The sequence below is a fragment of the Christensenella tenuis genome (assembly GCF_014287795.1).
GTDB classification, from domain to species: Bacteria; Bacillota; Clostridia; order Christensenellales; family Christensenellaceae; genus Christensenella; species Christensenella tenuis.
The window spans coordinates 62,367-87,974 of sequence record NZ_JACOON010000003.1; the positions used below are offsets into that span (position 1 = coordinate 62,367).

Sequence of the window (25,608 nt, forward strand, 5' to 3'; positions counted from 1 at the left end):
TTTTACAATCCAAGGGTCCGTTTGGCAAGGTTTACCCATTTGGCGAGCCGTTCCCGTTCTCCCCCAATGTCATACAGGTCGCGGAACAAAAGTTCTAAGTTCGCGTCCCGCGCCGACCGCTTTGTCAGAAGCAGATCCTTTTCCGCCGCTTCCCAATTCACGTCCTTACCGGACATCGGCGGCGGGGCGGGTTTGCGCGAATAGACGTATTTCTTTCCGATCAAATCGCCTACTACGTCAAAATCGTTCCACATTGATACCGAAACCGCCCGCAAATTGAGGATCGCCTTTTCGATCAGGCCCAGCCTGTCGCAGACCGGTTCGCAGCACCCGTAATAAATCAGGCCGAACTCCCGTGCCAGTTCCGCCAAGTACGGCAGGACAAATTCTCCGAACATCCCTGCCGAAATACTGGACGATTCCTGTGATTCGCACCATGCCCACATACTGTCCAGCCCGCATATCTGCCCATTCTCTTTAGGAAGGTCGTCGCAGTAACCGTAAAAGCACGGCCCGCCCATCTGGTTATCCGTATTGGGTACAAGGCATTTTTCTTTTTCCAGCGTCCTGAACATACGCAGCCGATCATCGGTCATATAGCGCAGCAGCGCATGAAGGTCGTCCGGATGGTCGTAAAACCAATACATCAGTTCGCCCAGTCCAATAAACCGGTGAAGCTGCCATGTTAATCCAAAAAAACAATTCCCTGTCCATGTATAGTCCCCGTCCGCTTCGTCCATGAAATCATAGTTCCCGAGGCGCACCGGCAGGAGATCCCCAAACGCTTCTTCCAGAACTGCGCGGTTGCGCTCCGTACGCTCCCTGTCTATATGGAACTCCCGCCTTACAAGGCGCTTCATATCCTCCGGTTCTTTAATCGTGTGTTCAAACACATAGGCAAGCCCTTTTTCAGAACTCTCCACCATTTTGACGTCTACGCCAAAGGAAGGCTGCTCCATGCTGTATCCCATCCGGAAATAGGGTTCGACCACAATGTCGTCGCCCACTTCTTTTGCATGGCGGATCGTCTTCAGCATATATTCTTCCGTACGCCGGCAAAACGGATCCATACAAAGAAGCTCATCCTGCGTTACATAATCGTTGATATACCCCACCTCAACCAGGATCATAGGCCGTTTGCCTCGCAGGGAATGAAGGGCCGTCCAGCCGTCCCTCCGTTCTTCCATCACCGGCAGCCCTGCAAGTTCCATCCATTCCGCTGCCAATGCGCGCAGCCGTTCCAGGTCCTTTGCCCGCTTCATTTTATTTTCCCCCGTATACGCCGAGCTCTTTTGCGGCCCGGTAAAATGCCAATACATTTTCAAGGCTCGTATCCGCTTGTATGGTATGCGCGGGACTCATCATATATCCGCCGTCCCTGCCAATCGTTTCCATCCGTAGTTTTACTTCGTTCCGGATGTCCGCCTCGCTCCCGCGCGGAAGCGTCTCTTGTACGCAGATCGCGCCCCAGTAACACAGCCTGTTCCCATAGGTTGCTTTGATTTCCGCCGGATCCATTGCCAGCGGCTGGATCGGGTTTAATATATCGAGTCCAATTTCAATCAAATCTTCGATGACAGGAAAAATATATCCGCAGCTATGATAGGCCACAAGGATATCCGGCCGCTTTTCTTTAAATGCCGAAATTAGTTTTTTCATGCGCGGTTTCAGATAGGTCCGCCACATATCGGGAGACATCATCATGCATTGCTGCATGCCTACGTCGTCCCCCAGCCACAACATATCCACATTTTCATCAATCAGGCGCAGTCCGGCCCGAAGCGGAAATTCCATTACTTTATCAAAAAGCGCATTTGCATAATCCGGCCGTGCCGACATATCGATAATCGTATCTTCAAGCCCGTGCAAATACCATCCCGCCTCAAAAATCGAACATGTGATGGACGCTGCTATGAAATGTGTTTTCCCATATTTTTCCACAAGCTTTCGCGCCGGTTTCCAAACTTCTTCCCCCTCCGGATCCGGAATGCGGTATGCGGCAAGCTTGCTTCCATCCGGATCGTTTGCCAGCGGATGACCAATAATCTCCGTATAACGTCCGTCGTTATTTTCAAAATATTTCCATGTACATCCCCATGGGCATACATATTCGTCTTTTTCACCGTAATAAGAAGCGCCGATCCCCGCGCTGCTCATCAGCATATCGTTTCCAACCATGACGCACATGTCATAATAATCATCTGTGCCAAAGTACTCCATCAATTTTGTTTTTACTTCCGGCACGTAGTCCGCAAATACTGGAACCCGGTCGGGTATTCCATGTGAAAAGGCCGTTAATACGCGTTCTCTTGAATTCATGCTTCCTCTCCTTATGAGTTGAAAAAAATTTCCCGCACCTTTTGTGCGACTGCCTCCCCCAGCTTCCTGTGGCCATTTTCATCAAGATGAATCGAATCATACTCGCTTGGATGCGCAACCTTTGCCGCGTCCATGAAAAAACAGCCTGTTTCTCCGGCTAACGCGCAGAGCTCCTTCCCCAGCTGCAGCCCTATTTCCCTGCTTTTCCGGTCAAAAAATCCACAGAGCGGGGAACGTTCGATGTTCTCTCCCAATTCTATCGGGGAAATCAGCAGGATACGCTTCGTTTCGTCCCGCCAGTATTCCGGATTGCGCGCCCTTTCAATCAAAAGCCCTAATCCCGTCCGGATAGAAAACGGATTATTATTCAAATGCTTTTTCAGGTCGTTGGTTCCAAGCATAATAATCAGGAGATCAAGCGGCATGTTTGTCAGCATACAGCAATCAAAATATTCAATTCCATTGCGGTATGGTTGGATCGGCTCGTCAAATACACTGGTCCGGCCGCAAACCGCTTCCTCTTCAACCTTATAACCGCTGCCAAGCAGTGCCTGCATCACGCCCGGCCAACGGACACCGGGAGGAAAGCGCTTCGCCGTTACCGGATGATGCCCCCAGGTGTTTGAGTCCCCATAGCAGACAACCGTCTTCATCGCGCCAGTTCCTCCCTGCGAAAACGCGCTACCTCATCATACATTGCAACCAGGTTCTCTACCGGAACATTGGCCACGATATTATGGATGGAAGAGAATACGAATCCGCCGCCCGGCGAAAACGTCTCCAGCCGTTCACGCACCTCCTGCCGCACTTCGTCCGGCGTTCCATAGGGAAGCGTCGCCTGCGTGTTGATCCCGCCGCCCCAGAATGTAACTTTATCGCCGAACTCTTCTTTCAGCCGCTTTGCATCCATTCCTGCCGCAGAACACTGTACCGGGTTCAGAATATCCACGCCGGCATCGATCAGTTCCGGAATCATTTCGTAAATCGCTCCGCAGCTATGGTAAAAAATCTTCCATTCCGTATTTTCATGCACCCAATCGTTTACCTTTTTATAGAAAGGCTTATATAGCTGCCGGAACATATCAACCGAAAAAAACAGGCTGTTTTGCGTCCCGAAGTCCGTCCCCGAAATCCAGATCACATCGATTCTGCCGTCTACCGCTTGACGATATAGTTCAAGGTTTTTCAGCATAACCTCCGTTTGATAGGCAAAAACCGCTTCAATATAGTCCGGATGGAGAAAATGAGCCATCAGCCAATCCTCCATGCTGCGTATGCCGCGCGGCCTTTTCAAAAACGGTCCCGGAAGTTCCGCCGCATCGCCAAGCCCCATGCCGCCAAGCACCCCCATAATGGAAAGCTCGGTTTCCTCATATAATTTTTTAGAAGTCCGTTCCCAATATTCGCATGTTTCTTGTGTATGCACCGTATACGAATCCCTGAAATCTTCCAGAGGGGTAAGATGCTCTTCGTCAACCGGAGGCGTCCTGTTGATATTGTCAAAAAAGAATCCTCCATTGGGCAGGTGCAGGCTGTAGTCCGCCGTCCGGTCGCCCTGCGGATAGACGAACACATCTCCGTTTTCCGTGGTGTCATACTCGAAGTTGTCCGCCATCAACACCGGGGTTCCATCGCTCATGGTCCACGGCTTTGTCTTATTGTTCGATGTGCCCATCAGGTTCGTCGGGTTATACATCGGAACAATATCCGCGCCCACCCGTTCAATCAGGTCAGGCTCTACTTCCCCCAGAAGCTGATAAGGCTCTGCAATGGTAATGGGGTGCTTTGGGAGGCCATAGGCCTCCCGCAGCTTATAGAGCGTACTCGCACTGATCCCGGTCTGTCCGCAGCCGCCGAGGTCAAGCGGAGTATAGTCCGGCTGCCGGTGGTTGATTGCAGCCCTTACCCGTTCTCGTGAATTCATGATGCGCTCTCCCTTCTTATGCAAAGGCCTTGGATTTCTTGGAAGCAAGCTGCAGGATAACCGCCGCGATCAGGACCACGCCGGTCGCGACATCCCGCCAGGCCTGCGGAGCGCCAAGCATAATAAGTCCGTTTGATAAGATCCCTGTGACGAAAACGCCTAAAAACGCGCCCCACACATTTCCTTCGCCGCCGCTAAGCGCCGTACCGCCGAGTACCGCCGCCGCGATGGATTCCATGGCGTAAGAGGATCCGATACTCGGATTTGCCGTTGCAATTCTTGAGGCAAGCAGCACACCTGCGAATCCGGCAAGCACTGCCGAAAGCGTATAGGTCCAGAAAGTTGTACGTTCCACATTGATTCCGGCAACCCTTGCCGCTTCTGCGTTTCCACCCGTACAATAGATCTTACGCCCAAAGGTAGTGTACTTAAGAATGAACCAGAACAGGAAATACAAGCCTACAAAAATAATAATAGGCAGCGGGAAGTTGATGGAACCCAGCGTCGTCGCGCCAAGGAATTTGAATGCCGGATCATTGACCGTAATCGGCTGTTTGGTTACGAGAATCACAATTCCGCCCAGAATGAAATTCATTGCCATAGTCGCTATGAATGGATTGATTTTGATTTTCGTGATTAAGACGCCGTTAATCATGCCGATTACAAAAACAACGCCCATACCAACCAAAAGAGCGACTCCATAGGGCAAGCCCAGGTAATTTGCTGAACAGAAATAGCCCGTGACAACACCCGCAAGCGCCGCCGTTCCTCCTACGGAAAGATCAAAGCCGCCGGTCAGGATACACAAGGTCTGGCCAATGGCGACAATGCCAAGCGTCGATATTTCGCGCCCTACGGGCAACAGGTTCTCAAGCTGAAGGAAGTAAGGTGTCAGGTTTGCAAAGATGATAATTTCCGCCGCCAGCATGACAACAAGCATCAGCCGGTTGACTGTGGCATAATTAAATGTTTTTTTCAAGGACATTGCCTTTACTTCTTTATTCATGTTTTTTTCCCCCTTGGTCATACGGTCTTGATTGCATAGCCGAGCACATCTTCTTCAGAAAGCGACTGTACTTCGGCAAGTTCGGCCACGATCTCGCCGTCCCGGAATACCAGCAAACGATCAGACATTGCCAGCACCTCCGGCAGTTCCGATGAAATCATAATGATCGATTTCCCTTCCTGAGTCAGGTTGTCGATCATCTGATAGATTTCCGCTTTAGCGCCCACGTCAATGCCGCGCGTCGGTTCATCAAAAATCAATATTTCCGAATCCGCTCCCAACCATTTGGAAATAACAATTTTTTGTTGGTTTCCGCCCGATAGAGACCCGACCCGCGTTTCCAGCTTCGGCGTCTTGATTGCCAGCATTTCTACCATTTTTTGGGCTGCCGCCGCCTCTGCTTTCAAATCGAGTACGCCTTTTTTCACATAGCGCCGCATGGAGGGCATCGTAATGTTTTCTGCTACGCTCATCACAAGCGAAAGCCCCTCCCCCCGGCGGTCTTCTGTCACAAAACCTATTTTTGCCAACACTGCGTCCTCGGGTCGCCTGATGTTTAACTCTTTTCCGTCTTTGATGATCGTCCCGGAGTCTTTTTTTTCGATTCCAAAAATTGTCCGCGCCGTTTCTGTCCGTCCGGATCCAACGATTCCAAACATTCCCAGCACTTCGCCTTTATTTAATTTAAACGACACATTTTTCACGCGGTCTTTCCAGCAAAGGTCCTTCACTTCAAATACCGGTTCTCCCACTTTTCGGTCCCGCGTTTTATGGAACAGGCTCACGTCGCGGCCAACCATCATGGATATAATATCCTTTGGCTCCACCTCCGCAACGTCCTTGGTGCCGATGTACTTGCCGTCCTTATAAACGGACACCCGGTCGCATATTTCAAAGATTTCCGCGAGACGGTGGCTTACGTATATGATTGCGATTCCTTCTGCCGTCAATTGTCTGATCAGCTTAAACATTTCCACCGTTTCCTCGTCGGAGAGCGAACTTGTAGGCTCGTCAAACGCAATTACCTTTACATCCGTAGAGATTGCTTTCATGATTTCAACAAGCTGCTTTTGTCCCATACTTAACGTCTTGACAAGCTGGTCGGGCTGGAAGCTAAGGGCCGCCTCCCCCAGGCGCTTCTGTAATTCCCGTGTTTGTTCGTTCATTCTGTTCCAGTCAACAACCAATCCCTTGCGTGGAAAATTCGTCATGAAAATATTTTCAGCGACGGTCAGCGTTTCCGCCAAATGCAGCTCCTGTGGAATCAGGGCAATCCCATTCTTTCTGCATTCAATCGTATTTTTGAAATTTACTTTTTTGCCAAAATATTCTATTTCACCGGAATCTTTTTGATATAATCCCGTTATGATCTTGATTACAGTGGATTTTCCCGCGCCGTTTTCTCCGCACAGCGCATGTACTTCTCCCCGGCGCAATTCCAGTTGTACGTTATCAAGCGCTTTCACGCCCGGAAAGCTTTTAGAGATATGGCTGCATTTTAAAATAATCTCTTCCATCGTACGCTCCTCCCCTGTTCATTTGGCCGGCAAGCCGTTTTTCAGCAGCTTGCCGGCCTGCTCTTCCTTAAGATTATTGTTCAATCAGCTCTGTCCAGTTGTCGAGCGTAGCTACCTTGCCGTTTACAAATGTCTCCAGCGGCAGTTCCGTTCCGTTTACAATGTTTTCATACAGCATTTCCATTGCGACCTGGGCTTCTCCGTACGGATCCAGCACGACCGTCATGAAGCTGTCGTTTCCTTTTTCGAATTCTTCAACCGCCATTTCATAACCGCCGAGCCCGCAAATCAGATAGTTATCTTTTGTAATACCCGCTTCCTCAAATGCTTTCAGGGCAGCAATTGCAGAATCGTCGTTTACGCCGCCGACAATCCAATGGGTTACTTCCGGATGCGCCTGAACGGTGGCCTGTGCTACCGGCAGAGAGTCTTCGAGCATGCATTCGGATGTCTCCACATAGATGAAATCTTCTTCCGTCAAAGGCGTATTTTCCATCAGCGCCTGCTGGTAACCATCAAGGCGGGGGCGGAGAGGCGTAATATCGGGAGCGTCGATCTGCATGACCGCTACGACGTTGTTCGGATCGTCGAACCAACCGCGCTCATTCGCGTACTGCGCAAGTACTTCGCCGCCTGCAATACCAACTTCTACGGTCGGCATCCCGACGTGCGGCACCGGATTTCCGTCCATATCTTCAATCGGATCGTCCAGCGTCACGATCGGAATTCCTTTTTCCCGGCACTTTTCAACAACCGACGGACCGTTGCCCTGGTTTGTAATCGTAAGGGCCAAGCCGTCGATACCCTGCGCCAGCGCATTATCGATTGCCGCATCACATGCCTCGTCATCGAGGTTCGCGTCGAGCCCAATGTACTCGATTCCAAGCTCCGCCGCCTTGTCCTTAAAGCCGTTGTCTTCCAGCACAAACCATTGGTTTGTCAATTGTTTGGAGACATAAGCAATTTTGACAGCGTCATCCGCGCCTGATGCGCCGCTGTCTTCCCCGCCTGCCGATGTTCCACTCGAAGCCGCGGCCGAATCCTCGGGCGCTGTGGAAGCCGTCCCGGATGGCGCAGCACAGCCAATCACCAGAACCGCAACAAGCAAGAGTGCCGTAACAAGGTACATTGTCTTTTTCATTTTCATTCCTCCTAAATAAAATATAGTTAATAACCGTCCTTTTAAATTAAAGGACAACTTTGTTTTTAAGTTGTATTTAAATTGTTTTTATTGGTAATCCGTTGTATTTTATGTTTTTAGTTGATATTTTTTATGGTTTTAATGTTATCATGTAAAAAAGCACATTTCAATATTTCAAAAGGGCCATCCGCTACAAAGTTGTATTTCTTATTTGGGTTTTCAAAAAAAAATTTGAAATAAGTTGTACTTAAACGCTAAAATAGCAGGGCCGGGAAACAGGTATCTCCATCTCCCGGCCCGTTTTGTCACTCAAAGGTAATTGCGATCTTAAAATCGCCATATTTTCCCGTCGCGTGGTCAAAAGCTTTTTCCCATTCATCAATGGAAAATGTTTTCGAAACAATTCCCTTCGTTTGCAAGTTTCCATTCATAATGTGTTCAATGACAAATGGGAAGCAATAAGGACTGAGCTGCGAACCGCGCAGTTCAAGCTCCTTCCCATCCCCAATCACCGACCAGTCCGCAGAGGTTTCCCCGGCGAATACGCTGAATTCGATAAACCTTCCCTGCTTACGGATCATTTTAAGTCCCTGGATTACGCTCGCCGGATGCCCTGTCGCTTCAATATAAACATCGCATCCGTATCCCTCCGTCATATTGAGAATGCGCTGTGCCACATCCTCCTCCGCCGGGTTCATCACAAGATCCGCGCCAAAATCCATTGCTTTTTTAAGACGTTCCGGCAAAATATCAAGCGCGATGAGTTTCGCCGGATTTTTCATCCGCGCATAGGTGATCATACCAAGCCCAAGCGTTCCGGCACCCGAAATCACCATAATATCCTCGTTCGTCACCTCTGCGCGGTCCACAGCATGTTTGGAGCAGCCATATGGTTCGATCAACAGCGCGTCAAGAAGCGGCATTGAATCCGGTACCCTGTGCAGTACCGCTGTTTTAGGATAACGTACATATTCCGCCATTCCGCCATTCAGGTAATTTTTAAATCCAAACACATTATGCGGCTGGCACAGCCAATAGCGCCCCGTTTTACAGTAACGGCATTCCCCGCATGGAACGATCTGATCCGCAGTAATCCGGTCGCCAATTTGATATTCCGTAACATTTTCCCCTTTCAATACAATCTTTCCCAAAAATTCATGTCCCGGGATAAAGGGTGGTTCTGCATACGCCGGCTGGAGGTCGTCGCCCCAGAAACGCGACGCACCGTGCTGGCATTTCAAATCCCCGGCGCAAATACCGCAGCCTTCCGTCCTGATGATGATATCGTCCGGGCCGCATTCCGGCGTCGGAAAATCTTTTACCAGACGATAATCATTTTGTCCATACGCTACAAGAGCTTTCATTGTTTCAGGTATTCTTTCCATTTGCAATCCCTGCCTTTCCTTTATTTAAAATTTTTACATTATAGAAGCCAAGTTAATGTAATTAGTTTTTTTAAAGCGTTTAATAAAAGAAATTTATGTTTTAAGTATAGCAAAGCATTCGCAAATGTCAATCGCCTTTTTCTTCCCATACAAAAAACGGACGCATTGCGTCCGTCCCGGTTCTGTGCATCAAAAGCGAAAACTATCCATAAAAATTCAAAATACCGCCGATAGACCGCCTTTACTCTTCCATTTTGAATGACTTAATTAAATCCCGTGAAAAAACTCTTCCACGAAAGGAAGGGCCGCCCCCGCCGCAATGGCTTCCGTTTTGTAACGGCATGGAAGCAGGTAAGCGCCCGGTTCTTCCGAGAACATATCGCGCTGGCGCACCATTTCATACAGCGGTTCCATATACTTGTCAATATATGCGCCCACATAGCCTCCTAAAATCACATTGCAGTCAAACAGCATCCTGATATTGTGAACGGCAAATGCCAGATAATGCAGATAGGAATTCCACAGTTCCGTAATCCGTTTATCCCCCGCCTCAAGTTTCCCGAAAAAGGAATCGAGATCGCCGCCCGCCGCTTCCGAGAGAAGGGAGGCGCAGCAGTACGTCTCAAAGCAGCCATATTGCCCGCAATAGCAGGGCCGTCCGTCCGCCACTACAGTCATATGCCCTATTTCGCCGCTTCTTTGGTCATCTCCTTCATATACTTTATTATCAAGAATCACCGCTCCGCCAATATGGTCGCTCAGGCAAATATAAAATGCATTTCTGATATTGTGTGACGACCACATCTCGGCAGAACCAGCCGCATTTGCATCATTGAACAAGAGGGTTCGGAATGGAATGTACCGTGAAAAATTTTCGCTGGTCTCACCTGTAAAGTTAAGAATCCGGCCGTAAACAACCTCTTTGCCATCCTTTGAAATCAACCCCGGCACGCCCATGCCAACGCCAAGCACTTTGGCGGGGTCTATTTTTGCTTTTTCAAGGATTTCCGCTACCTCTGCACCCAGCATTTTATAGTATTCATCCGTTGTGGCAAAATGAACCGGCTTCCGGATTTTTTCAATCACCCGTCCGTCAAGGTCTACAATCACCACAGTATTGTGATGCTTTTGAATATCGATTCCAATCGCAACACGCGCGTCACTGATAAACGAAAAAGCGGTAGCGTTACGCCCACCTGTATGGCCGATCCTGCCCGTCGTATCAACCAGGCCCTTTTCCTGAAATTCCTGCAAATTTTGCGTTACGGTAGGAAGGCTTAGTTTCAGCGCATACACGATGTCTTGTTTCGATACCGATCTTGCCTCCCGCAAAAATTCGTATATTTTTTTTCGGTTCATCCCTTTGATGTCGATTCCAGCCTGTCCCGTTTGGATCATTATTTCTATCTCCGTTTTTTAAAACTATTTTATAAATCGTTGGTCTTATTATAATATACCGCTTAAACAAAAGCAAAAAATTTCATGGGCGCCTCCGAAAGAGAATACATCTTTTTTCTGCTTCGTTCTTGAATACATCTTGACAGGCAAAATGTACAATGCTACGATAAATCAAATATATAAATACGTTTTTTAAAAGCAATTCAAATAATAGGAAAAGGGGAAACGAATCATGGAGAACAGAGTCGCAATTGTAACGGGCGGTACGCGCGGTATGGGCCAGGCAATCAGCATAGGCCTTGCGAAGGAAGGCAACATTGTGGTCGCATTATACCACTCCGATGAAAAAAGCGCACAGGAAACACTGGCGAAAATGAAGCAATATTCTTCTGCTTCCGACGTGATCCGCGCAGATGTCTCCAGGCGCGAGTCAATAGACAGTGCGGTGAAAAAAATCGCGGACCGGTATGGCCGAATCGATATTTTAGTGAATAATGCGGGGATTTTTGATTTCTGCTTTATTGAAGACATCACAGATGAATATTTTGACCGCGTATACAATACAAATTTCAAAGGCCAGCTCCATATGATGCAGGCGTGCATCCCCTATATGAAAAAAAACCGTTACGGCCGGATCGCCAATGCCTCTTCCATTTCCGGCTCCTTCGCCGACTGTGGTCTCATTGCCTATGCCGCAAGTAAAGCGGGTGTAAATCTGATGACAAAAACGGCGGCGGGCGAGCTGGCTCCTTATGGAATCACGGTAAACGCATACGCGCCGGGTATTATCCATACGGATATGACAGATTCCATGATTGCGGAACGCGGCGATGTACAGGTAAAGCAAATCGCCCTGCAGCGTTTCGGGACCGGCGAGGATGCTGCCGCACTCGTATGCTTCCTGACTTCGCCCGGTGCGGGTTATGTTACTGGGGAAATCATTGGCGTCGACGGCGGATTTTTCAAGGTGCAAAATCCCTGCCGCGCATATGAATATGCGGTGGAAAAAGGAAACGCCGCAGAATAATATATGTTTCCGCATAAAAAAGGGCTGCCGGCAGAATGGCAGTCCTTTCAGCGTTTTATTCGCAACTGGATCGCGGCACGTCCCTGCGGCACACTTCAATTTCAGCGAGCGAAGGCATCGAAGGAATTGCGCCACGTTTGGTGGCCGTAAGCCCTCCCGCCGCATTGGCAAAATCCAGGATATCTTCCAGTTCCTCTTTTGTAAGCTTATCGAGGTCGGCTGCCTCTTTCTTCCTAAGGCGGTAGTGTACTGCTCCGAGAAATGCGTCTCCCGCACCCGTGGTGTCTACCACATTAACCCGGAAGGCCGGCATCTGCCCCGTTCCACAGGCCGCGCAATAAAAAGAACCAAATTCGCCGCGCGATACGAGTACAAGCCGCGGCCCCTGTTTTCTCAACTTTTGCGCGCCTGCCTCAATATCTGTTTCCCCGGTGAGAAGAAGCATTTCTTCTTCCGACACTTTAAGAATGTCTGCCATTGGAAGCGCATCCATAATTTCCCGTACGGCCCTTTCTTCCTTGTCCCACAAAAAAGGCCTGTAGTTCGGGTCATAGCTCATGAGTTTCCCCAGCTCTTTTGCGCGGCTGATCGCGGCATGGGCCGCACTGCGGCACGGGTCATCCGTAAACGAAATCGAGCCGTAATGGAAAATATGGCAGCCTGAAATCATATCCCATTCGAGCTCGTCCTCCCGGAGCATCATATCAGCCCCCGGTTTCCGGTAGAAACTAAATGACCGGTCTCCAAACTCGTTTAGCTGCACAAAAGCGATTGTCGTATTGACCTCTGCATCCATTACAACGCCCTGCGTATCAATTCCGCTTTCCTTGAGAACACCCACCAGGAACTTTCCAAAATCATCCTGTCCAACTTTTCCAATAAATCCTGTCTTGGCGCCAAGCTTTGCATTCATTGCCAGCACATTCGCCGGCGCACCGCCCGGGTTACGCGCAAACCGGGCAATTCCCTGATCGTTCACCCCATCCGGTGTAAAATCAATCAAAACTTCTCCAATTGCCACTACATCATACATAGGATTCCCCTCCCCTGTTCTTTTCCTTGTTTTGATTATACGGTTTTTGACAGATCCCGGCAAGTCTCCGAATTTTCTATTTGGAGCAGTATTTTTTTCATTTCCAGTCCGCCCGCATATCCTGTAAGCGTACCGTCCGCACCGATTACCCGATGGCAGGGAATCAAAATAGAAATAGGGTTCCTTCCATTTGCCCTACCCACGGCGCGGCAAGCATTCGGTTTTCCAATCCGTTTCGCCAGTTCCCCATAAGTTCTTGTTTCGCCATAGGGAATTTTCAGAAGTTCGTTCCACACCATTTTTTCAAATTCCGTACCTTCCGGTAAAACAGGAAGATCAAACTCCCTCCGTTTCCCTTGTAAATATTCTTTAATTTGCGTTGCTGCACGTTTTATTCCTGCCGTTTCGTGCTCTTCAAACTCTTTCGGCCGGACTGTTCCTCCAAAAAATACATTTGTTACAAAGCCGTTCTCTTCTGCAATCCCGATCCTGCCAATCTGTGTTTCATAAAAATATGCTTGCTTCATCTTTTCCTCCTATTCCAGCTTCGGCAAAATGCAAATCCGAGGCTTTCCCGGCCATGAAACTTTCACGCTTTATTCCTGTTCCTATTTTATATCAGTTCAATGATAGAAGCAAATAATCGATGGCCGGAACACCGTTTTACTTTCAAATGCCGTCAATACTCAGGATTGATTTTGATTGGAAGCATGCATATTTTTTCTATAAAGTATTTATTTTTGTACCAATTGAACCTATTGGCCATTATTAAAAGAATATAATAGAATATAATAGAAAATCATCTCCGTTTACCCGGCATTCCATATTGCCTGAGGTAGATTCAGCTTAGCATAGCATGCAAAAACATGCGCACTCCTTTTAAGATCGGGAATAGGTCCGCTAAATCATTTTTATAATCTATATTGAGTCATTCTTCCCCAACCTGTCTGGCCGGTTGTAATGCCGGGAAATATGTATTTTTTCTCCCGTTTTCCGCATGCTTGCTGCCATACCATCAGGGTTACAAGGCACTCCCCATGCTGCATCATAAGCGCCTGCCCCTATCCGCTGTCTTCTTTGTAGTAAGCCTTCGCCGAAAGATATGTCGGCATACCAGTAAGCAGAACAACGTTGCGCGGCGCGCCAATCAGGTCCGCGCTGACAGAGAAACTGACCGGCGTAATGACTTCTGTCACCATTTTGGCGTAGTTTTCGGACACCACCTGTATACTACTGCCCAGAGCGTCAACTGCCTCAAATGACTCGATCAACGGCGCGGCGTCTATTTCGTGACGGCTTTCCATATGGCATAAGGCTCAAATGAAATGAATACTAAGATACTTAAAGCATCCTGCGGAACCATAAATCCATAAATACACTCTAAAATTTTCTTTTATAGCTCTCCGCCCGATATCAAAACACCTGCGTTCTGAAAAGTTAAACCTACCGTGTTATAAAGGTCGGAGTAAAGCGCGGAGGCCTGACTCACACCGATAAGGCCGCCCGAAACGCCGCTTGTTCCCTGCATGAGCGTAATCACTGTTCCTTCCGGAGACGATTCGCATGTGACCCGCAGCTTTACATGGCGTCCTTTTTTTCCGGCAAATGCGCCGAGAAGAACCGATGCTCCCGAGGAACCTCTTTCTGCATCGGCAGACCAATCATCAATATGGGTTAGGGCAAAGCCCTGGTTCTCCAGCGCAGCATATACAGTATTGCGCGCCATAATTGGATCGCCCCCTACCACAAACCTGTGTCCTTTCACGCTTTTTCCCTCCTGCTATAATGATTCTGTTGCGGTGTTGCTACCGGGTACAATAAATATAACCGATTGGAAAATTTTTAGCAACGATTTGCGGCCAATACGTTCCGCTCGATTTATATATTTACTATGGAAAACAACATAAAATGCATCGATTGTTTTGAAATTGAACTGATGCAATCCGCTATGGTATAGTATAAGGCAAGTGGTAGGAAAGGAGCCCTGAGTTATGGAAAATAATATAGGCCGCAGCCCCCTCCAACACATCCGTAATTTTTTTGTCGCCATCCTCATTGCTTCTGTTTTGTCAGCACTTATCTGGTACAGATTCTATATTCCACCGGAAATAACCGCGTCTTGGGACGCACCGGGCTTTCCCATTGGGATAACAAATCTATTTCCCTTTGCATCATCTATCATTTGCACTGTATTGGCTGTCTTTTTTCTGTTCTACTCCGGAAACAAAAAACGCCTGATATCACAAATTTTATTTGCGGCGGGTGCAATTGTAACAATAGTTGCCTGCATTATTTTCTGGCCTGATTTTAAACAAATTCCGATTTTTAATACGATTTTATTTGTGGGCTGCTGCTTTATGCCTTATCGACGTATTTTGGTTCTGCTCTTTTCATTGGTAATCACTGTATGGGCGATGGCTGCAACGCATGGTATGTTCCTGCTCACCTGCTTACCTGCTGTATTATTCCCCGTTGCGCTGTTCTTTAGCGCTAAAACTGAATATCAGTCGATATTTTGGTCCAGCAGTTATTTTAAGTATTCCAGGGCCGGCTAACAAAACTCAATATCATATCTCACGGATGCGGCGGCCATTTTAGATGCTGCCGGGGGATGCTGGTTCTTTCCGGCCTTGGTGCAAGAATCGGCGAACGTTTTTATTTTCTAAAACTTTATCTTCCAAAATACCTTCTCTCAAGATGTTGTTTATCTCTTGTCCGCAATAATGTCTATTGGAAATCTAAAATACATCCGGAAAATTCCTGTCCTTCTTAGCTGATTTCTGTTCCCACGCTGCCGCTGCTTTCGTTGCAGCTGGCCAAAACGGATACCAAAACACTTCTGATTTTGGATGTGGATATTGATTCATAAATATCATATTTCTCGAATATTTTGATAAATTCAGTAGCATTGCCCTTTTCGGCGGCCTGATATGCTGTTTTTCCAGAAAAATTTTTTACATTTGTATTCACACCAATGGACAGTAAGTAATCCAAAATATATTTTGATTGGCATGGGCGGTAGGGTGCATCGCCTTGCGTCATGAGGGCTTGCGCTCCCATGAACCTTCCCTGCTTCGGATTTTAACCGCAGTAAAATAAAACAGGACGCAAAAAAATTTGTAAATACACTGTCTTTAAACTGTTTTCGGAACCCTTTTCCATAATTTTGTAATTTCTCCCTGCTTTTTCGAACGAATGAGATACAAACCGATGAGTAAGTAGACAACGCCAAAAACGAGCATGATGACAGTTTCTCTGATTCCTAAATCCGCTTCGCTATATATGAGGTCTGCCGAGATATCAGTTAACGTATGAATGATGACAGGTCCCCACAGATTACGCGTCCGTGCGTAAACTGCGCAAAAGAACACGCCGACCCCTGTTGTATTAACAACCTGTATGAGCGTGCTATCAAGAAGAAATAGTCCATGCCTTAAATTAAGCAAATGTATGAGGCCAAAAGCAAGCCCGGAAATCAGCACCGATTTTAGAATGTAGTTTTTCCTGTCGGCCCATTGGTTCATCATATTCTGGAATATCAGTCCACGGAAGAGAACTTCCTCATAAAAGCCGGGGGCGATTCCGCCTAAAATAATGGGCAAAAGTTCAGTGCCAGGCACCAAAACTCCGTCATAAAACAAGGGATTGATAATGTTGTAGGCAGCAGAAATCAAACCAATTGACGCGAGTGCAAGCGATATCCCAAGGTTTTCTTTTCGGAATCCGAATTGGTATTTACGCCTACTGACTAACCTCATAATAAGTATAATAAGAAATGCAACAACAATGCGCACAATCCTATAAGCGAATGTGTTTATATAGCTTCTATAATCCTCCATGCCCTCTTCGGGAACCACCAGATTTGCAATAAATGATGAAAGAAATATGCAGATAAGCGCTACACCCACAGCGACGACGATGGCAAAGAGAACCGGGCGTTCAAAAAAACTGCGTTTCTTTTTGATTACCTGTTCCATGATTGTTTCTCCATTTTTATCGATAGCGTTTATTTACCAGAATGTCTGGTAATGATTTGATTTTCACTACCATAGTTCATGAAAATATCAATTATTATCAAGACAACAATGATTGGCTTTATTATAACAAATTCTATCAATGCACACAAGGACAATATCGTCAATTGCTTTACTGTACATCGCCAGGGTTGCGCATATCCGCTTTTGCGCTGTTCCCGCCTTTTTACAGTATTTTTTAACTACAGGTTCGTCACTTCTATTCCGTTATCCGTCTACACACATCCGGTCTCAAAGAGGCGGTAGTCCCGTTCCGTCATCAGGAATTTTGCAGCGTTCAAGCTGTGTACTTCTTAACTTCTCAAAGATGTACCGAAACCGCAGCTCCGTATATTCATCCGCCGCTGTATACTGGCGCATATATCCTGATCTTATCAAATGGGTATTTGCTATTTCAATCCACGTCCCCCATGAAGGGAGCGACTTTATCGGTTCCCTTGATAATATCTCCAACCCTATTTCAATCCACGCTCCCACGAAAGGAGCGACACAAGGAGATCACCAAGACCTACCAAGTAAAAAGCATTTCAATCCACGCTCCCACGAAGGGAGCGACATATGGCTTTCGCCCGTGGTACGGCTCGTGATCTTATTTCAATCCACGCCCCCTGCGAAGGGAGCGATCTATCTGGATGCCCGGGACCATAAAAGTCTATAATTTCAATCCACGCCCCCTGCGAAGGGAGCGACAAGGGGACGGGAGATATGGACAAATACAATCCTATTTCAATCCACGCCCCCTGCGAAGGGAGCGACGAAACGGAACAGGCGGCAAAAAGCGGTGATTATGATTTCAATCCACGCCCCCTGCGAAGGGAGCGACTGCGTTTTCTATTGGGGTGTTTCCATTCGGGATTAATTTCAATCCACGCCCCCTGCGAAGGGAGCGACCCGGGCAAGATAGACGGCGTATTCGGGAACAGTACATTTCAATCCACGCCCCCTGCGAAGGGAGCGACGCTATTAAGGATAACTTACTTGAGCCAGTCTACAATTTCAATCCACGCCCCCTGCGAAGGGAGCGACTCCACAGGCTTTAAGAGGCCGGACGCTACCTCTTATTTCAATCCACGCCCCCTGCGAAGGGAGCGACCCCGGCAAATAGACCGGGTTACTTATGGTTCTGATATTTCAATCCACGCCCCCTGCGAAGGGAGCGACGCTTGATAACAGCGGGTTCTTTGAGGAATTATCCGAATTTCAATCCACGCCCCCTGCGAAGGGAGCGACCCACCTTTGAATTTGCACTCCCCAAATTTGAGGCATTTCAATCCACGCCCCCTGCGAAGGGAGCGACTGCCGTGAGATTATTTTGCACATTATAACGAGCGATTTCAATCCACGCCCCCTGCGAAGGGAGCGACTGGATTCCAGAGTACAAAGTAAATACCGATAGGGAATTTCAATCCACGCCCCCTGCGAAGGGAGCGACTAATAGGTGTATCAAGAAGCGCTGTTGCTATGTGGATTTCAATCCACGCCCCCTGCGAAGGGAGCGACCGCAAGATATGCTCAAAAAAAAGATTGAATAAGCCTATCTTGCGTCTGGCAAATTATCAGTTCCTTGATAATGCCCATTTCATCTTTTAAAAATTCGCATTTAAGGTGCGAACATTCCAGGAGTTTTATGTTTGCCTTGGGTTCGCACCCATACTATAGAATTAAATCCCCTCTCAGGTCGATGCTGGGTTTAGTTCCTACGCGAATAACTTTCCCGGAATACTGATTGCCAAAGTCATAAAACCGAAGGCTATCTGTCTCTATATTTATCATGCCCTTTAACTCATTTTACAATTTGAGGAGCTATTGCGCTCGAAAACAGCATTTTATTATATCCCCTGCCCATAAGACAGCATTTCCCGGCAACGCGGGCAAGCTTTCCTCCTCATGCAAAAGAATCGTCTAACTTTCTTTTCTCTATCATGCTATCATGTGCATCTTTGAAATAAAACTGTCCATTTCTGAGCGGCTTTTATTCATATTTTAAGCTATTGTTTTTTCTTGACCCCAAAATTCTCCTACACAGAACCTATTGATACGAAAGCCAGGGCTGCTTTTGCACCTTTTCTCAAAATAATATCCTTAAATAGGATAACAATAAGGTTCTCTAGCGGTCAATAGTAGTATTCAACTAAAATTTACATATTTGGTTATTCAAAATTCAGTTTCATTTCAGTAGTTAAATAGCTGGCATCATTTATAACATATTTTTGTAAGGATGCAATTAAAATACCGCTTGCTGTGTCCAACGTTTTTTTATAGTCTTTTGAAATAAATTTATAAAATTCATCAGTGGCATCGTTTGGATTAAATTTTGAGGGAAAATTTAATTGGCCATGAATGAAACGTGATCGCGTATTGTACATATCAGAAATTGCTTTCTTGTTTTTTATTTCGCCAAACAGCAACTCGCATTTTGTCTTTATTTGTTCCATAATTCCATATTGTTGGTTAGAATTAAATATTGCCTCAATTCCCATCAGGCAATACAGCAGATCTTCATAGGAAGCAGGATTAAACAAGTAGGTTAATGCGTTGAGAGCTCGGTCTAACGCGGTTTCACTTATACCTTTGCGGAAATTAGTTTTTTGATTAATCCATTTCCATACTTTTTTTGCAGAAAGTACCGAGATTTCAGGCCATTTCTGTTCTACGGATTGTAAATAAACCTCCTGAACCGTCGAAAAGCAGCCGCCTATCGGAATTTTATACTCACCTAATGTTATTTCGGCACTCCCGAATTCGAAAAGACCTGGATAAGCGAGGCAAAAGGCAACACAAAAATCATAAAGGTAACTTTTGACCTCATCGCAACAAAGCTCTTTTGTAATAACTTGCAAATCTATATTATATTCTTCAAATTCTTTCTTTTCTTTATCGGAAAAACTATTTGAAACTTTTTCCAGATCAATATCTATATCAATCGTGCATATTCCCAAATCTCTCCAGTCAATTCGAGTCTGCCTATTATCCAATTTAAATTTTGCGACGGTATTGTTCTTCAAAATAGCAATTGGCAAAGTTAAGCCATCATTTATCTCTTGAATGAATTTTTCCGTCATATCTTTAATCGTAGTTGTTACCCATTCTTGTTGATAATACTTTGTGCCAAACGCCCGATACCTCAATGGATGCAATATCATAATCTCCGCTTTAATATTCACTAAGTTTCATCCTTCCAATGAATTTATGAAATCATTGTAACACATCTCAAACTTTATGTTCACAAGTATTTCCTTTATAATAACCGTTATCCAATTTTAAATGTTAGACAAACAATGCCAAAATCACGCCAAAGATGCGTTTTAGCGCGGTAGCGGCGGGTGGATAGCCGTGCCCTTCGGGCTTGATTCACATGAACCACCGGTATTTCTCATCCCCCACAAGCAAACAAAAAAGCCCATATCTTCGATACGGACTTTCTTAATTTGGTCTGGGTGAGAGGATTTGAACCTCCGACCCCCTGAACCCCATTCAGGTACTCTACCAAGCTGAGCCACACCCAGATATTTGTTTATAATACCATAATATTTTACCAGATTTTTTTGAAATACACAATCCCTTTCTGCAGAAAAAAACTCCCGCATGATTATACGGGAGTTTTTACGTTCCTTTAATCCGCAGGCATAAAGAATAGAACATCTCCTGTTCCCATGGATTCGCCCTGCGCATATTGATTCACCGTGCCGACACTCCATTCTTCCTGCGGCATTCCATTCTCCATCCGGTTAAATCCGCCGCGTTTGTCTCCGCGAATCATCGTCCCATTTTTCAGCTCATATTCCGGATATCCGTTTTCCTTGCGTTCCGCAACGACCACATTACCCTTTTCCTCCGCAAATTCACGCATTTCCTGGAATTTCCCGTAAGGAACTTCTTCAAAGCCCAAAAAATATTTTTCTGTCACCGTATCACACCATCCTTTTTTCTTTTCGCTGACTGATGGTATATATATAAGGCATTTCAAAAAAAGCAAACAAATTTATTTATCTGCTGAAACCGTTTCCTCCACAATCCGTACAAATCCTCTGCTGTCTATTTTCGTTGCAAACCACACACTCCCGGTGCGGCTTGTATCGATTAGGCATTTTCCGGCCATTTCTCCTTCAGTAACCACATCAATAGCTGCATTTTCATATTCTACGAGCGAGGGCTGTATCAGCGCCCCGATACACAGTGCATCATGGACCGGGCAAGCATAAAATCCAAGCTCTTTTTCGTAAGTGCCCGCATACAATGCAAGCAGGCTCCCCACAAAATTTGCCAGCTTATCCTCTGCGTATTCCAACATTTCAATATCTTTTCTTTTAAAAAGCGCCTGCATGGTCGCGTCAAGAGGATGCAAATAAATATTACAGCCGCTTTCCAGTACGATTTTCGCCGCTTCCGGATCCACATAGAAATTGAATTCCGCCGCAGGCGTAACGTTTCCCGGCACACGTACCGCTCCCCCCATAATAACGAGGCAATCCACATTCTGTTTGCACTCCGGGCAGCGTTCGAATACCGCTGCGATGTTGGTGAGCGGCCCCAGGCATACGAGCGTAATTGGCTTCTCCGCTGCGCGTAAGGTCTCAATCAAATAGTCGACTGCATGCTTTCTTTGCGGCAGTGCCGCCTCCACGTCAAAACGGTAGTTCCCGAGGCCATCTTCGCCATGGATTTCTTCACCGGATTGGTTTAAAAGCTGTCGTTCCAACGGCTTTACGCAACCTGCATAAACGGGTATGGTATTTGCTCCGGCAAAAGCCAGCACGTGAAGGGCGTTGCGGACAGTATTTTTAAGGCTGCTGTTTCCAGCCACTACCGTTACGCCCATAAGCTCAAGTTCCGGAGCCAGCGTCGCAAGCACAAGCGCTACCGCGTCATCGTGTCCCGGATCACAATCAATGATAATTTTTCGTTTCATTCTATTTCCTCCCCAGTACCAGTATAGCGTAAAAGATGATAAAAATGTGAAGAAATCGTTTATCAATAACGTAACTCGAAAGGAGCGATATTATGACCAATAGAAATGTAATCAAAACTGTAACAGGAATTCATACGCAGGATGGCGCGGGGGTGAATCTCGTACGCGTGATTTCAGGGCGTGACGTGGATGATTTTGACCCCTTTCTTATGCTGGATGCGTTTGATTCTGAAACCCCTTCCGATTATACCAAGGGGTTCCCATGGCATCCGCATCGTGGAATCGAGACCGTAACCTACTTGATTCATGGTGATATTGAACACAGTGACAGCCTGGGAAATAAGGGAAGTATCTGCGATGGCGGCTGCCAGTGGATGACTGCCGGAAGCGGCGTTCTTCATCAGGAAATGCCGCAGGCTGTGGACCGTATGCTCGGCTACCAGCTTTGGATCAACCTGCCTCGCGCACATAAAATGGCGGAACCAAGCTATTTTGACATCACCGACGATATGATCGTTGCCGTAGAACGCGATAATGCGACTGTGCGCATTATTGGCGGTTCATTCGACGGCCAATCCGGCCCGGCGCAAGGCAATTACGTGCAGGCGGACTTGCTCGATATTGCTGTTGCCCCCGATGGAGTGCTCACGTTTCCCACAGAGCGGGAGAAAAATGTATTCGTCTATCTTTTTGAGGGAAGCGCCCGCTTTGGGAATGATGTACAATCCTTCCCGGAAAAGACAGCCCTACTGTTCGGAGAGGGCGACCAGTTTACTGTAGCCGCAGGGTCTGACGGCGTACGTTTTGCCTATTTTGCCGGTAAGCCGCTTCATGAGCCTGTCGCGTGGGGAGGTCCGGTTGTAATGAATACGCCGGAAGAGCTTGACCAAGCCTTTGCCGAATTGCAGGATGGTACTTTCATTAAACGCGGATAAATTGCAGCATAAAAAAGGCGTATCTGCGGATGCGCCTTTTTCTTTATTTCGATGCAACTTGCGCGTTGGAATCCCGGTATTTTCCTGGCGATACGCCTTCCAGCTTTTTAAATACTTTCGTAAAATAGCTTTGTTCTTCGAAGCCTACCACATACGCAAGCTCTACAAGCGAGATATCGGTTGTGCGCAACAATTTTTTTGCATTTTCAATGCGCACATGATTGATGTAGGAACTGATGCTTTTCTGCGTCTCCTCCTTGAAAATCTTGCTTAGGTAAGACACCGAGAAACCCGCCAGATTTGCAAGTTCGTTCAAGGATATCTTTTTCATATAATTCTCTTCAATATATCCTTTTACCTTCTCTACAATAGCCGCAAGCCGCACATGGCTGTTGGGGAATACCGAGAACATAATGCTGTTCAAAACTTTAGTTAACCATTCGTTAAGATCCCGTATATTTTCAAATTTTTGAATCTCACTGATGTAGTCGCCCGAAAGTGCAAAAATATTCTCAATTCCAATCCCTGACGACACCGCCGCCCGCAGCAACCCAACAACAAGCTCCGTTACCCGCGCTTTAATAATCTTAAGGTCCCCAAAGGAATGGAAATAAATGCCGCCCAGTATCTCATTCAGAAGCTCTTGCGCTTCTTCCCTGTTTTTCAGCTTGATATGATTCAGAAGCTTACGCTCCATTTCCATCTGGCTTTCCAGCGTTTCCTTTAAATCCTTATGCTCATAAATCAATTCATGCACACGCTGCGCAGGTTCCTCCGCCTCGCTTCTAATTTGGTTGGTCGAGCGAATAGAGGCCGCTGCATGCTTCGTCACAATATTGATGATATCCGCAAGATAGGATACGCGGTTACATGGAATATAGGCCACGTCTTCCGCAATCTTTAAAAGATTACGCGTATCTTTGTTATGGAACATATTCTGCAAATCTTCCGCAGCGAATTCTTTTAAGTCTACCATAAAAAATGGGCCCGCAATGATCGCATACCTAAGTTCAAGTTCAAGCGGCACGCCGCTGGCAATAAAGCACAAACCAAGCGGACACAGGTATTCATATTTACCGCCCCATTTCTCCGACTGAAAAGCGCTGTTTGTATGGAGGGCCGTACAATTTTTATCTATCCCATATTTTTTCTGCAAACGAAGACATTCCCGGCAAAATGAATTGTCGGGAACACAATTTTCCCATACGTCCTCTACGGAACAATTGATGCCGAGCGCATTTTGAATTAGCTGGCAACTTTTTTCAAGCGAGACATCCTTTTTTTTCAATGAAAACACCCTATATTCAGCAAAACTATCCAAAGATAGTTATATTATATCATATTTCGCAGAGAGGAATGATGAATTATTTTCTTTTATTTGTTAAAAATATCTTCAATTAAAAGAAGGCTTTCTATTTCGAAAGCCCTCCCCTTCTTGGCGAATTACGCTTCGCTCACCTTTGCTTCTTCGAATTCTTTCTCAATTTCAGCCGTAGGTTTCTTGTCCAGCAAGCTTACAACCACGCAAACCGCAAGCGCGAGCAGGAAACCCGGAACAATTTCATAAAGCCCCGTCGGTCCTGCCCAAAGCTGATTCCACAGGATCGAGATAACAAAACCGGTTGCCATGCCTGCAATCGCGCCATTACGCGTTGTGCGTTTCCAGAAGAGCGCAAGCAGCACAATCGGGCCGAATGCGCTGCCAAAGCCGGCCCATGCAAAGGATACGACCGACATAATGGAAGTCTGCGGGTCGCGTGCGAGTACCGCCGCAATCACCGCGATAATAATAACGCCAATCCTCCCAACCCACATCAGTTTCTTCTCGGAAGGTTTCTTTTTTGCAAATTTTTCATAGATATCTGCCGTAATCGCCGACGATGCAACCAAAAGCTGTGAATCCGCCGTACTCATAACGGCAGCGAGAATCGCGGAAAGCAAGATGCCCGCGATCACAGGTACAAACAGTTGTCCTGCCATCACAAGGAACACCGTCTGCGCGCCGGCGGCATCCGTGAACACATCTCCAAGATATACCCTGCCAACAATACCGACCATAACCGCGCCTGCAAGTGCAAGCACGATCCATCCGGTTGCAATTCTGCGCGACGTTTTAATCATGCGCGGTTCTTTAATTGCCATATAACGGATGATGATATGCGGCATACCGAAATATCCAAGACCCCACGCAAGGTTGGAGATCAATACCATAGGCGAAAGCGGAGTCCCGTCTGTATTGGTAAACGGATCGAGGAAGCCTGGGGCAATATTATTCGCCGCCTGCATGGCCTCAGCCGGTCCTCCCAGCTTACCCATAGCTGCAAGCGGCACAACAAATATCGCCACCAGCATCAGCATGCCCTGGAAAAAATCCGTCCAGCATACGGCTTTAAAACCACCCATAAACGTATACGCGATGATAACAGCGGCACAGATAATCATTGCCATCTGATAATCCATTCCCGGAAAAACCGCCGTAAATACCGTCCCGCCGGATACAAATCCCGAGACTACATAGAATGTAAAAAAGACCAGGATAACCGCAGAACTAATCAGGCGCAATACGCCCTTCTCATCCTTAAACCGGTTTTCAAAAAACTGCGGTACTGTAATGGAGTCGCCTGCTACATAGGAATACTGGCGCAGGCGTTTTGCTACCACCAGCCACGAACAGTATGAGCCCACCGCGAGTCCTACGCCAATCAACACCTCGCTCATACCTGAAAGGTATAACGCGCCCGGAAGCCCCATCAAAAGCCACCCGCTCATGTCCGATGCCTGCGCGGAAAGCGCCGTCACCGCCGGGTTGAGCCCCCTGCCGCCGAGCATATAATCTGAAAGATTAGATGATTTCTTATAAAAATAAAACCCGATCAGCAGTACAAAGATAAAATAGCCAATAAAAGAGATTACTACGCCCCAATCAAACTCCATACAACTTCCCCTTTTTTTGATATGAAATGAAACAATTGACTTATCT

Annotated in this window: 23 protein-coding genes, 1 tRNA gene and 1 CRISPR repeat array; of the genes, 3 read left to right on the forward strand and 21 right to left on the reverse strand. The window is 46.8% G+C overall.

Translation table 11 applies throughout. The annotated features are described in order from the left end of the window. Nucleotides 1-2: 2 nt before the first annotated feature. From H8S18_RS06270 to H8S18_RS06310, 9 genes are all read right to left on the reverse strand, one after another. Entirely contained in the window at nt 3-1,262 is a 1,260-nt protein-coding gene (locus H8S18_RS06270) for a uroporphyrinogen decarboxylase/cobalamine-independent methonine synthase family protein (RefSeq protein ID WP_186857464.1), read from the reverse strand. A 1-nt stretch (nt 1,263) separates the two neighbouring features. Beyond that, a complete protein-coding gene (locus H8S18_RS06275) occupies nt 1,264-2,319 on the reverse strand; it encodes a uroporphyrinogen decarboxylase family protein (RefSeq protein ID WP_186857465.1) in 1,056 nt (351 codons plus the stop codon). Between the two features lie 11 nt (nt 2,320-2,330). Continuing rightward, a complete protein-coding gene (locus tag H8S18_RS06280) occupies nt 2,331-2,972 on the reverse strand; it encodes a GDSL-type esterase/lipase family protein (RefSeq protein WP_186857466.1) in 642 nt (213 codons plus the stop codon). Then, a complete protein-coding gene (locus H8S18_RS06285; RefSeq protein ID WP_186857467.1) occupies nt 2,969-4,243 on the reverse strand; it encodes a uroporphyrinogen decarboxylase family protein in 1,275 nt (424 codons plus the stop codon). The genes H8S18_RS06280 and H8S18_RS06285 overlap by 4 nt, the downstream gene beginning before the upstream one ends. Nucleotides 4,244-4,259: 16 nt before the next feature. Continuing rightward, nucleotides 4,260-5,249, reverse strand: coding sequence for an ABC transporter permease (locus tag H8S18_RS06290; RefSeq protein ID WP_186857468.1), 990 nt, complete (start codon nt 5,247-5,249; stop codon nt 4,260-4,262). 17 nt (nt 5,250-5,266) lie between these two features. Then, the gene (locus H8S18_RS06295; protein ID WP_186857469.1) at nt 5,267-6,766 is read right to left on the reverse strand and encodes a sugar ABC transporter ATP-binding protein; all 1,500 of its coding nucleotides are present in this window, start codon (nt 6,764-6,766) and stop codon (nt 5,267-5,269) included. A 73-nt stretch (nt 6,767-6,839) separates the two neighbouring features. Further along, complete coding sequence (locus tag H8S18_RS06300) at nt 6,840-7,907, reverse strand: substrate-binding domain-containing protein (protein WP_186857470.1); 1,068 nt, start codon at nt 7,905-7,907, stop codon at nt 6,840-6,842. Between the two features lie 305 nt (nt 7,908-8,212). After that, a complete protein-coding gene (locus tag H8S18_RS06305) occupies nt 8,213-9,292 on the reverse strand; it encodes an alcohol dehydrogenase catalytic domain-containing protein (RefSeq protein WP_186857471.1) in 1,080 nt (359 codons plus the stop codon). A gap of 267 nt (nt 9,293-9,559) precedes the next feature. Beyond that, on the reverse strand, nt 9,560-10,690 hold the full coding sequence (locus H8S18_RS06310) for an ROK family transcriptional regulator (protein ID WP_243165082.1): 1,131 nt from the start codon (nt 10,688-10,690) through the stop codon (nt 9,560-9,562). A gap of 232 nt (nt 10,691-10,922) precedes the next feature. On the opposite strand from H8S18_RS06310, the gene H8S18_RS06315 reads away from it, so the two are divergent. Then, nucleotides 10,923-11,717 carry an SDR family NAD(P)-dependent oxidoreductase gene (locus tag H8S18_RS06315; RefSeq protein ID WP_186857472.1) on the forward strand — a complete coding sequence of 265 codons (795 nt, stop codon included), beginning with the start codon at nt 10,923-10,925 and terminating at the stop codon, nt 11,715-11,717. Between the two features lie 55 nt (nt 11,718-11,772). Here the strand turns inward: H8S18_RS06315 and H8S18_RS06320 are convergent, their stop codons facing one another. The 4 genes from H8S18_RS06320 to H8S18_RS06335 all read right to left on the reverse strand — a co-directional run bounded on the left by H8S18_RS06320 (nt 11,773) and on the right by H8S18_RS06335 (nt 14,515). Continuing rightward, nucleotides 11,773-12,750: a carbohydrate kinase family protein gene (locus H8S18_RS06320; RefSeq protein WP_186857473.1), complete on the reverse strand. Its 978-nt coding sequence runs from the start codon at nt 12,748-12,750 to the stop codon at nt 11,773-11,775. Between the two features lie 35 nt (nt 12,751-12,785). Continuing rightward, nucleotides 12,786-13,277 (reverse strand): methylated-DNA--[protein]-cysteine S-methyltransferase, encoded by a 492-nt coding sequence (locus tag H8S18_RS06325; RefSeq protein ID WP_186857474.1) that lies wholly within the window; start codon nt 13,275-13,277, stop codon nt 12,786-12,788. 534 nt (nt 13,278-13,811) lie between these two features. After that, nucleotides 13,812-14,054 (reverse strand): hypothetical protein, encoded by a 243-nt coding sequence (locus H8S18_RS06330; protein WP_186857475.1) that lies wholly within the window; start codon nt 14,052-14,054, stop codon nt 13,812-13,814. An 89-nt stretch (nt 14,055-14,143) separates the two neighbouring features. Beyond that, nucleotides 14,144-14,515 carry a hypothetical protein gene (locus tag H8S18_RS06335; RefSeq protein ID WP_186857476.1) on the reverse strand — a complete coding sequence of 124 codons (372 nt, stop codon included), beginning with the start codon at nt 14,513-14,515 and terminating at the stop codon, nt 14,144-14,146. A gap of 226 nt (nt 14,516-14,741) precedes the next feature. Between H8S18_RS06335 and H8S18_RS06340 the strand changes: the two genes are divergently transcribed. Then, a complete protein-coding gene (locus H8S18_RS06340; RefSeq protein WP_186857477.1) occupies nt 14,742-15,305 on the forward strand; it encodes a hypothetical protein in 564 nt (187 codons plus the stop codon). Nucleotides 15,306-15,519: 214 nt separating this feature from the next. Here H8S18_RS06340 and H8S18_RS06345 read toward each other — a convergent pair whose 3' ends face one another. The 6 genes from H8S18_RS06345 to H8S18_RS06370 all read right to left on the reverse strand — a co-directional run bounded on the left by H8S18_RS06345 (nt 15,520) and on the right by H8S18_RS06370 (nt 21,693). Then, the gene (locus tag H8S18_RS06345; RefSeq protein ID WP_186857478.1) at nt 15,520-15,810 is read right to left on the reverse strand and encodes a hypothetical protein; all 291 of its coding nucleotides are present in this window, start codon (nt 15,808-15,810) and stop codon (nt 15,520-15,522) included. Nucleotides 15,811-15,884: 74 nt separating this feature from the next. Then, the gene (locus H8S18_RS06350) at nt 15,885-16,727 is read right to left on the reverse strand and encodes a CPBP family intramembrane glutamic endopeptidase (RefSeq protein WP_186857479.1); all 843 of its coding nucleotides are present in this window, start codon (nt 16,725-16,727) and stop codon (nt 15,885-15,887) included. 648 nt (nt 16,728-17,375) lie between these two features. Continuing rightward, a CRISPR array of direct repeats spans nt 17,376-18,284; the repeat unit is 33 nt; unit sequence ATTTCAATCCACGCCCCCTGCGAAGGGAGCGAC. A gap of 650 nt (nt 18,285-18,934) precedes the next feature. After that, the gene (locus H8S18_RS06355; RefSeq protein WP_186857480.1) at nt 18,935-19,948 is read right to left on the reverse strand and encodes a hypothetical protein; all 1,014 of its coding nucleotides are present in this window, start codon (nt 19,946-19,948) and stop codon (nt 18,935-18,937) included. Nucleotides 19,949-20,213: 265 nt separating this feature from the next. After that, nucleotides 20,214-20,290 (reverse strand) — tRNA-Pro (locus H8S18_RS06360). 107 nt (nt 20,291-20,397) lie between these two features. Further along, nucleotides 20,398-20,691, reverse strand: a complete 294-nt coding sequence (locus H8S18_RS06365; protein ID WP_186857481.1) for a hypothetical protein — start codon at nt 20,689-20,691, stop codon at nt 20,398-20,400. Between the two features lie 75 nt (nt 20,692-20,766). Further along, nucleotides 20,767-21,693, reverse strand: coding sequence for a nucleoside hydrolase (locus tag H8S18_RS06370; protein WP_186857482.1), 927 nt, complete (start codon nt 21,691-21,693; stop codon nt 20,767-20,769). Nucleotides 21,694-21,785: 92 nt separating this feature from the next. Between H8S18_RS06370 and H8S18_RS06375 the strand changes: the two genes are divergently transcribed. Next, nucleotides 21,786-22,628: a pirin family protein gene (locus H8S18_RS06375; RefSeq protein ID WP_186857483.1), complete on the forward strand. Its 843-nt coding sequence runs from the start codon at nt 21,786-21,788 to the stop codon at nt 22,626-22,628. Nucleotides 22,629-22,671: 43 nt separating this feature from the next. Here the strand turns inward: H8S18_RS06375 and H8S18_RS06380 are convergent, their stop codons facing one another. Together H8S18_RS06380 and putP are read right to left on the reverse strand one after the other, a co-directional pair. Continuing rightward, nucleotides 22,672-23,916: a helix-turn-helix domain-containing protein gene (locus tag H8S18_RS06380; protein ID WP_186857484.1), complete on the reverse strand. Its 1,245-nt coding sequence runs from the start codon at nt 23,914-23,916 to the stop codon at nt 22,672-22,674. Nucleotides 23,917-24,071: 155 nt separating this feature from the next. Next, nucleotides 24,072-25,562 (reverse strand): sodium/proline symporter PutP, encoded by a 1,491-nt coding sequence (gene putP, locus H8S18_RS06385; RefSeq protein WP_186857485.1) that lies wholly within the window; start codon nt 25,560-25,562, stop codon nt 24,072-24,074. Nucleotides 25,563-25,608 lie beyond the last annotated feature (46 nt).

What these genes read in the sequence shown, in the direction of transcription:
- H8S18_RS06290 (WP_186857468.1), bottom strand. Translation starts at nt 5,249, where the DNA reads ATGAATAAAGAAGTAAAGGCAATGTCCTTGAAAAAAACATTTAATTAT.
- H8S18_RS06350 (WP_186857479.1), bottom strand. Translation starts at nt 16,727, where the DNA reads ATGGAACAGGTAATCAAAAAGAAACGCAGTTTTTTTGAACGCCCGGTT.
- H8S18_RS06340 (WP_186857477.1), top strand. Translation starts at nt 14,742, where the DNA reads ATGGAAAATAATATAGGCCGCAGCCCCCTCCAACACATCCGTAATTTT.
- H8S18_RS06375 (WP_186857483.1), top strand. Translation starts at nt 21,786, where the DNA reads ATGACCAATAGAAATGTAATCAAAACTGTAACAGGAATTCATACGCAG.
- H8S18_RS06370 (WP_186857482.1), bottom strand. Translation starts at nt 21,693, where the DNA reads ATGAAACGAAAAATTATCATTGATTGTGATCCGGGACACGATGACGCG.
- H8S18_RS06325 (WP_186857474.1), bottom strand. Translation starts at nt 13,277, where the DNA reads ATGAAGCAAGCATATTTTTATGAAACACAGATTGGCAGGATCGGGATT.
- H8S18_RS06300 (WP_186857470.1), bottom strand. Translation starts at nt 7,907, where the DNA reads ATGAAAAAGACAATGTACCTTGTTACGGCACTCTTGCTTGTTGCGGTT.
- H8S18_RS06280 (WP_186857466.1), bottom strand. Translation starts at nt 2,972, where the DNA reads ATGAAGACGGTTGTCTGCTATGGGGACTCAAACACCTGGGGGCATCAT.
- H8S18_RS06295 (WP_186857469.1), bottom strand. Translation starts at nt 6,766, where the DNA reads ATGGAAGAGATTATTTTAAAATGCAGCCATATCTCTAAAAGCTTTCCG.
- H8S18_RS06270 (WP_186857464.1), bottom strand. Translation starts at nt 1,262, where the DNA reads ATGAAGCGGGCAAAGGACCTGGAACGGCTGCGCGCATTGGCAGCGGAA.
- H8S18_RS06285 (WP_186857467.1), bottom strand. Translation starts at nt 4,243, where the DNA reads ATGAATTCACGAGAACGGGTAAGGGCTGCAATCAACCACCGGCAGCCG.
- H8S18_RS06320 (WP_186857473.1), bottom strand. Translation starts at nt 12,750, where the DNA reads ATGTATGATGTAGTGGCAATTGGAGAAGTTTTGATTGATTTTACACCG.
- H8S18_RS06345 (WP_186857478.1), bottom strand. Translation starts at nt 15,810, where the DNA reads ATGGGAGCGCAAGCCCTCATGACGCAAGGCGATGCACCCTACCGCCCA.
- H8S18_RS06330 (WP_186857475.1), bottom strand. Translation starts at nt 14,054, where the DNA reads ATGGAAAGCCGTCACGAAATAGACGCCGCGCCGTTGATCGAGTCATTT.
- H8S18_RS06315 (WP_186857472.1), top strand. Translation starts at nt 10,923, where the DNA reads ATGGAGAACAGAGTCGCAATTGTAACGGGCGGTACGCGCGGTATGGGC.
- H8S18_RS06275 (WP_186857465.1), bottom strand. Translation starts at nt 2,319, where the DNA reads ATGAATTCAAGAGAACGCGTATTAACGGCCTTTTCACATGGAATACCC.
- H8S18_RS06310 (WP_243165082.1), bottom strand. Translation starts at nt 10,690, where the DNA reads ATGATCCAAACGGGACAGGCTGGAATCGACATCAAAGGGATGAACCGA.
- putP (WP_186857485.1), bottom strand. Translation starts at nt 25,562, where the DNA reads ATGGAGTTTGATTGGGGCGTAGTAATCTCTTTTATTGGCTATTTTATC.
- H8S18_RS06305 (WP_186857471.1), bottom strand. Translation starts at nt 9,292, where the DNA reads ATGGAAAGAATACCTGAAACAATGAAAGCTCTTGTAGCGTATGGACAA.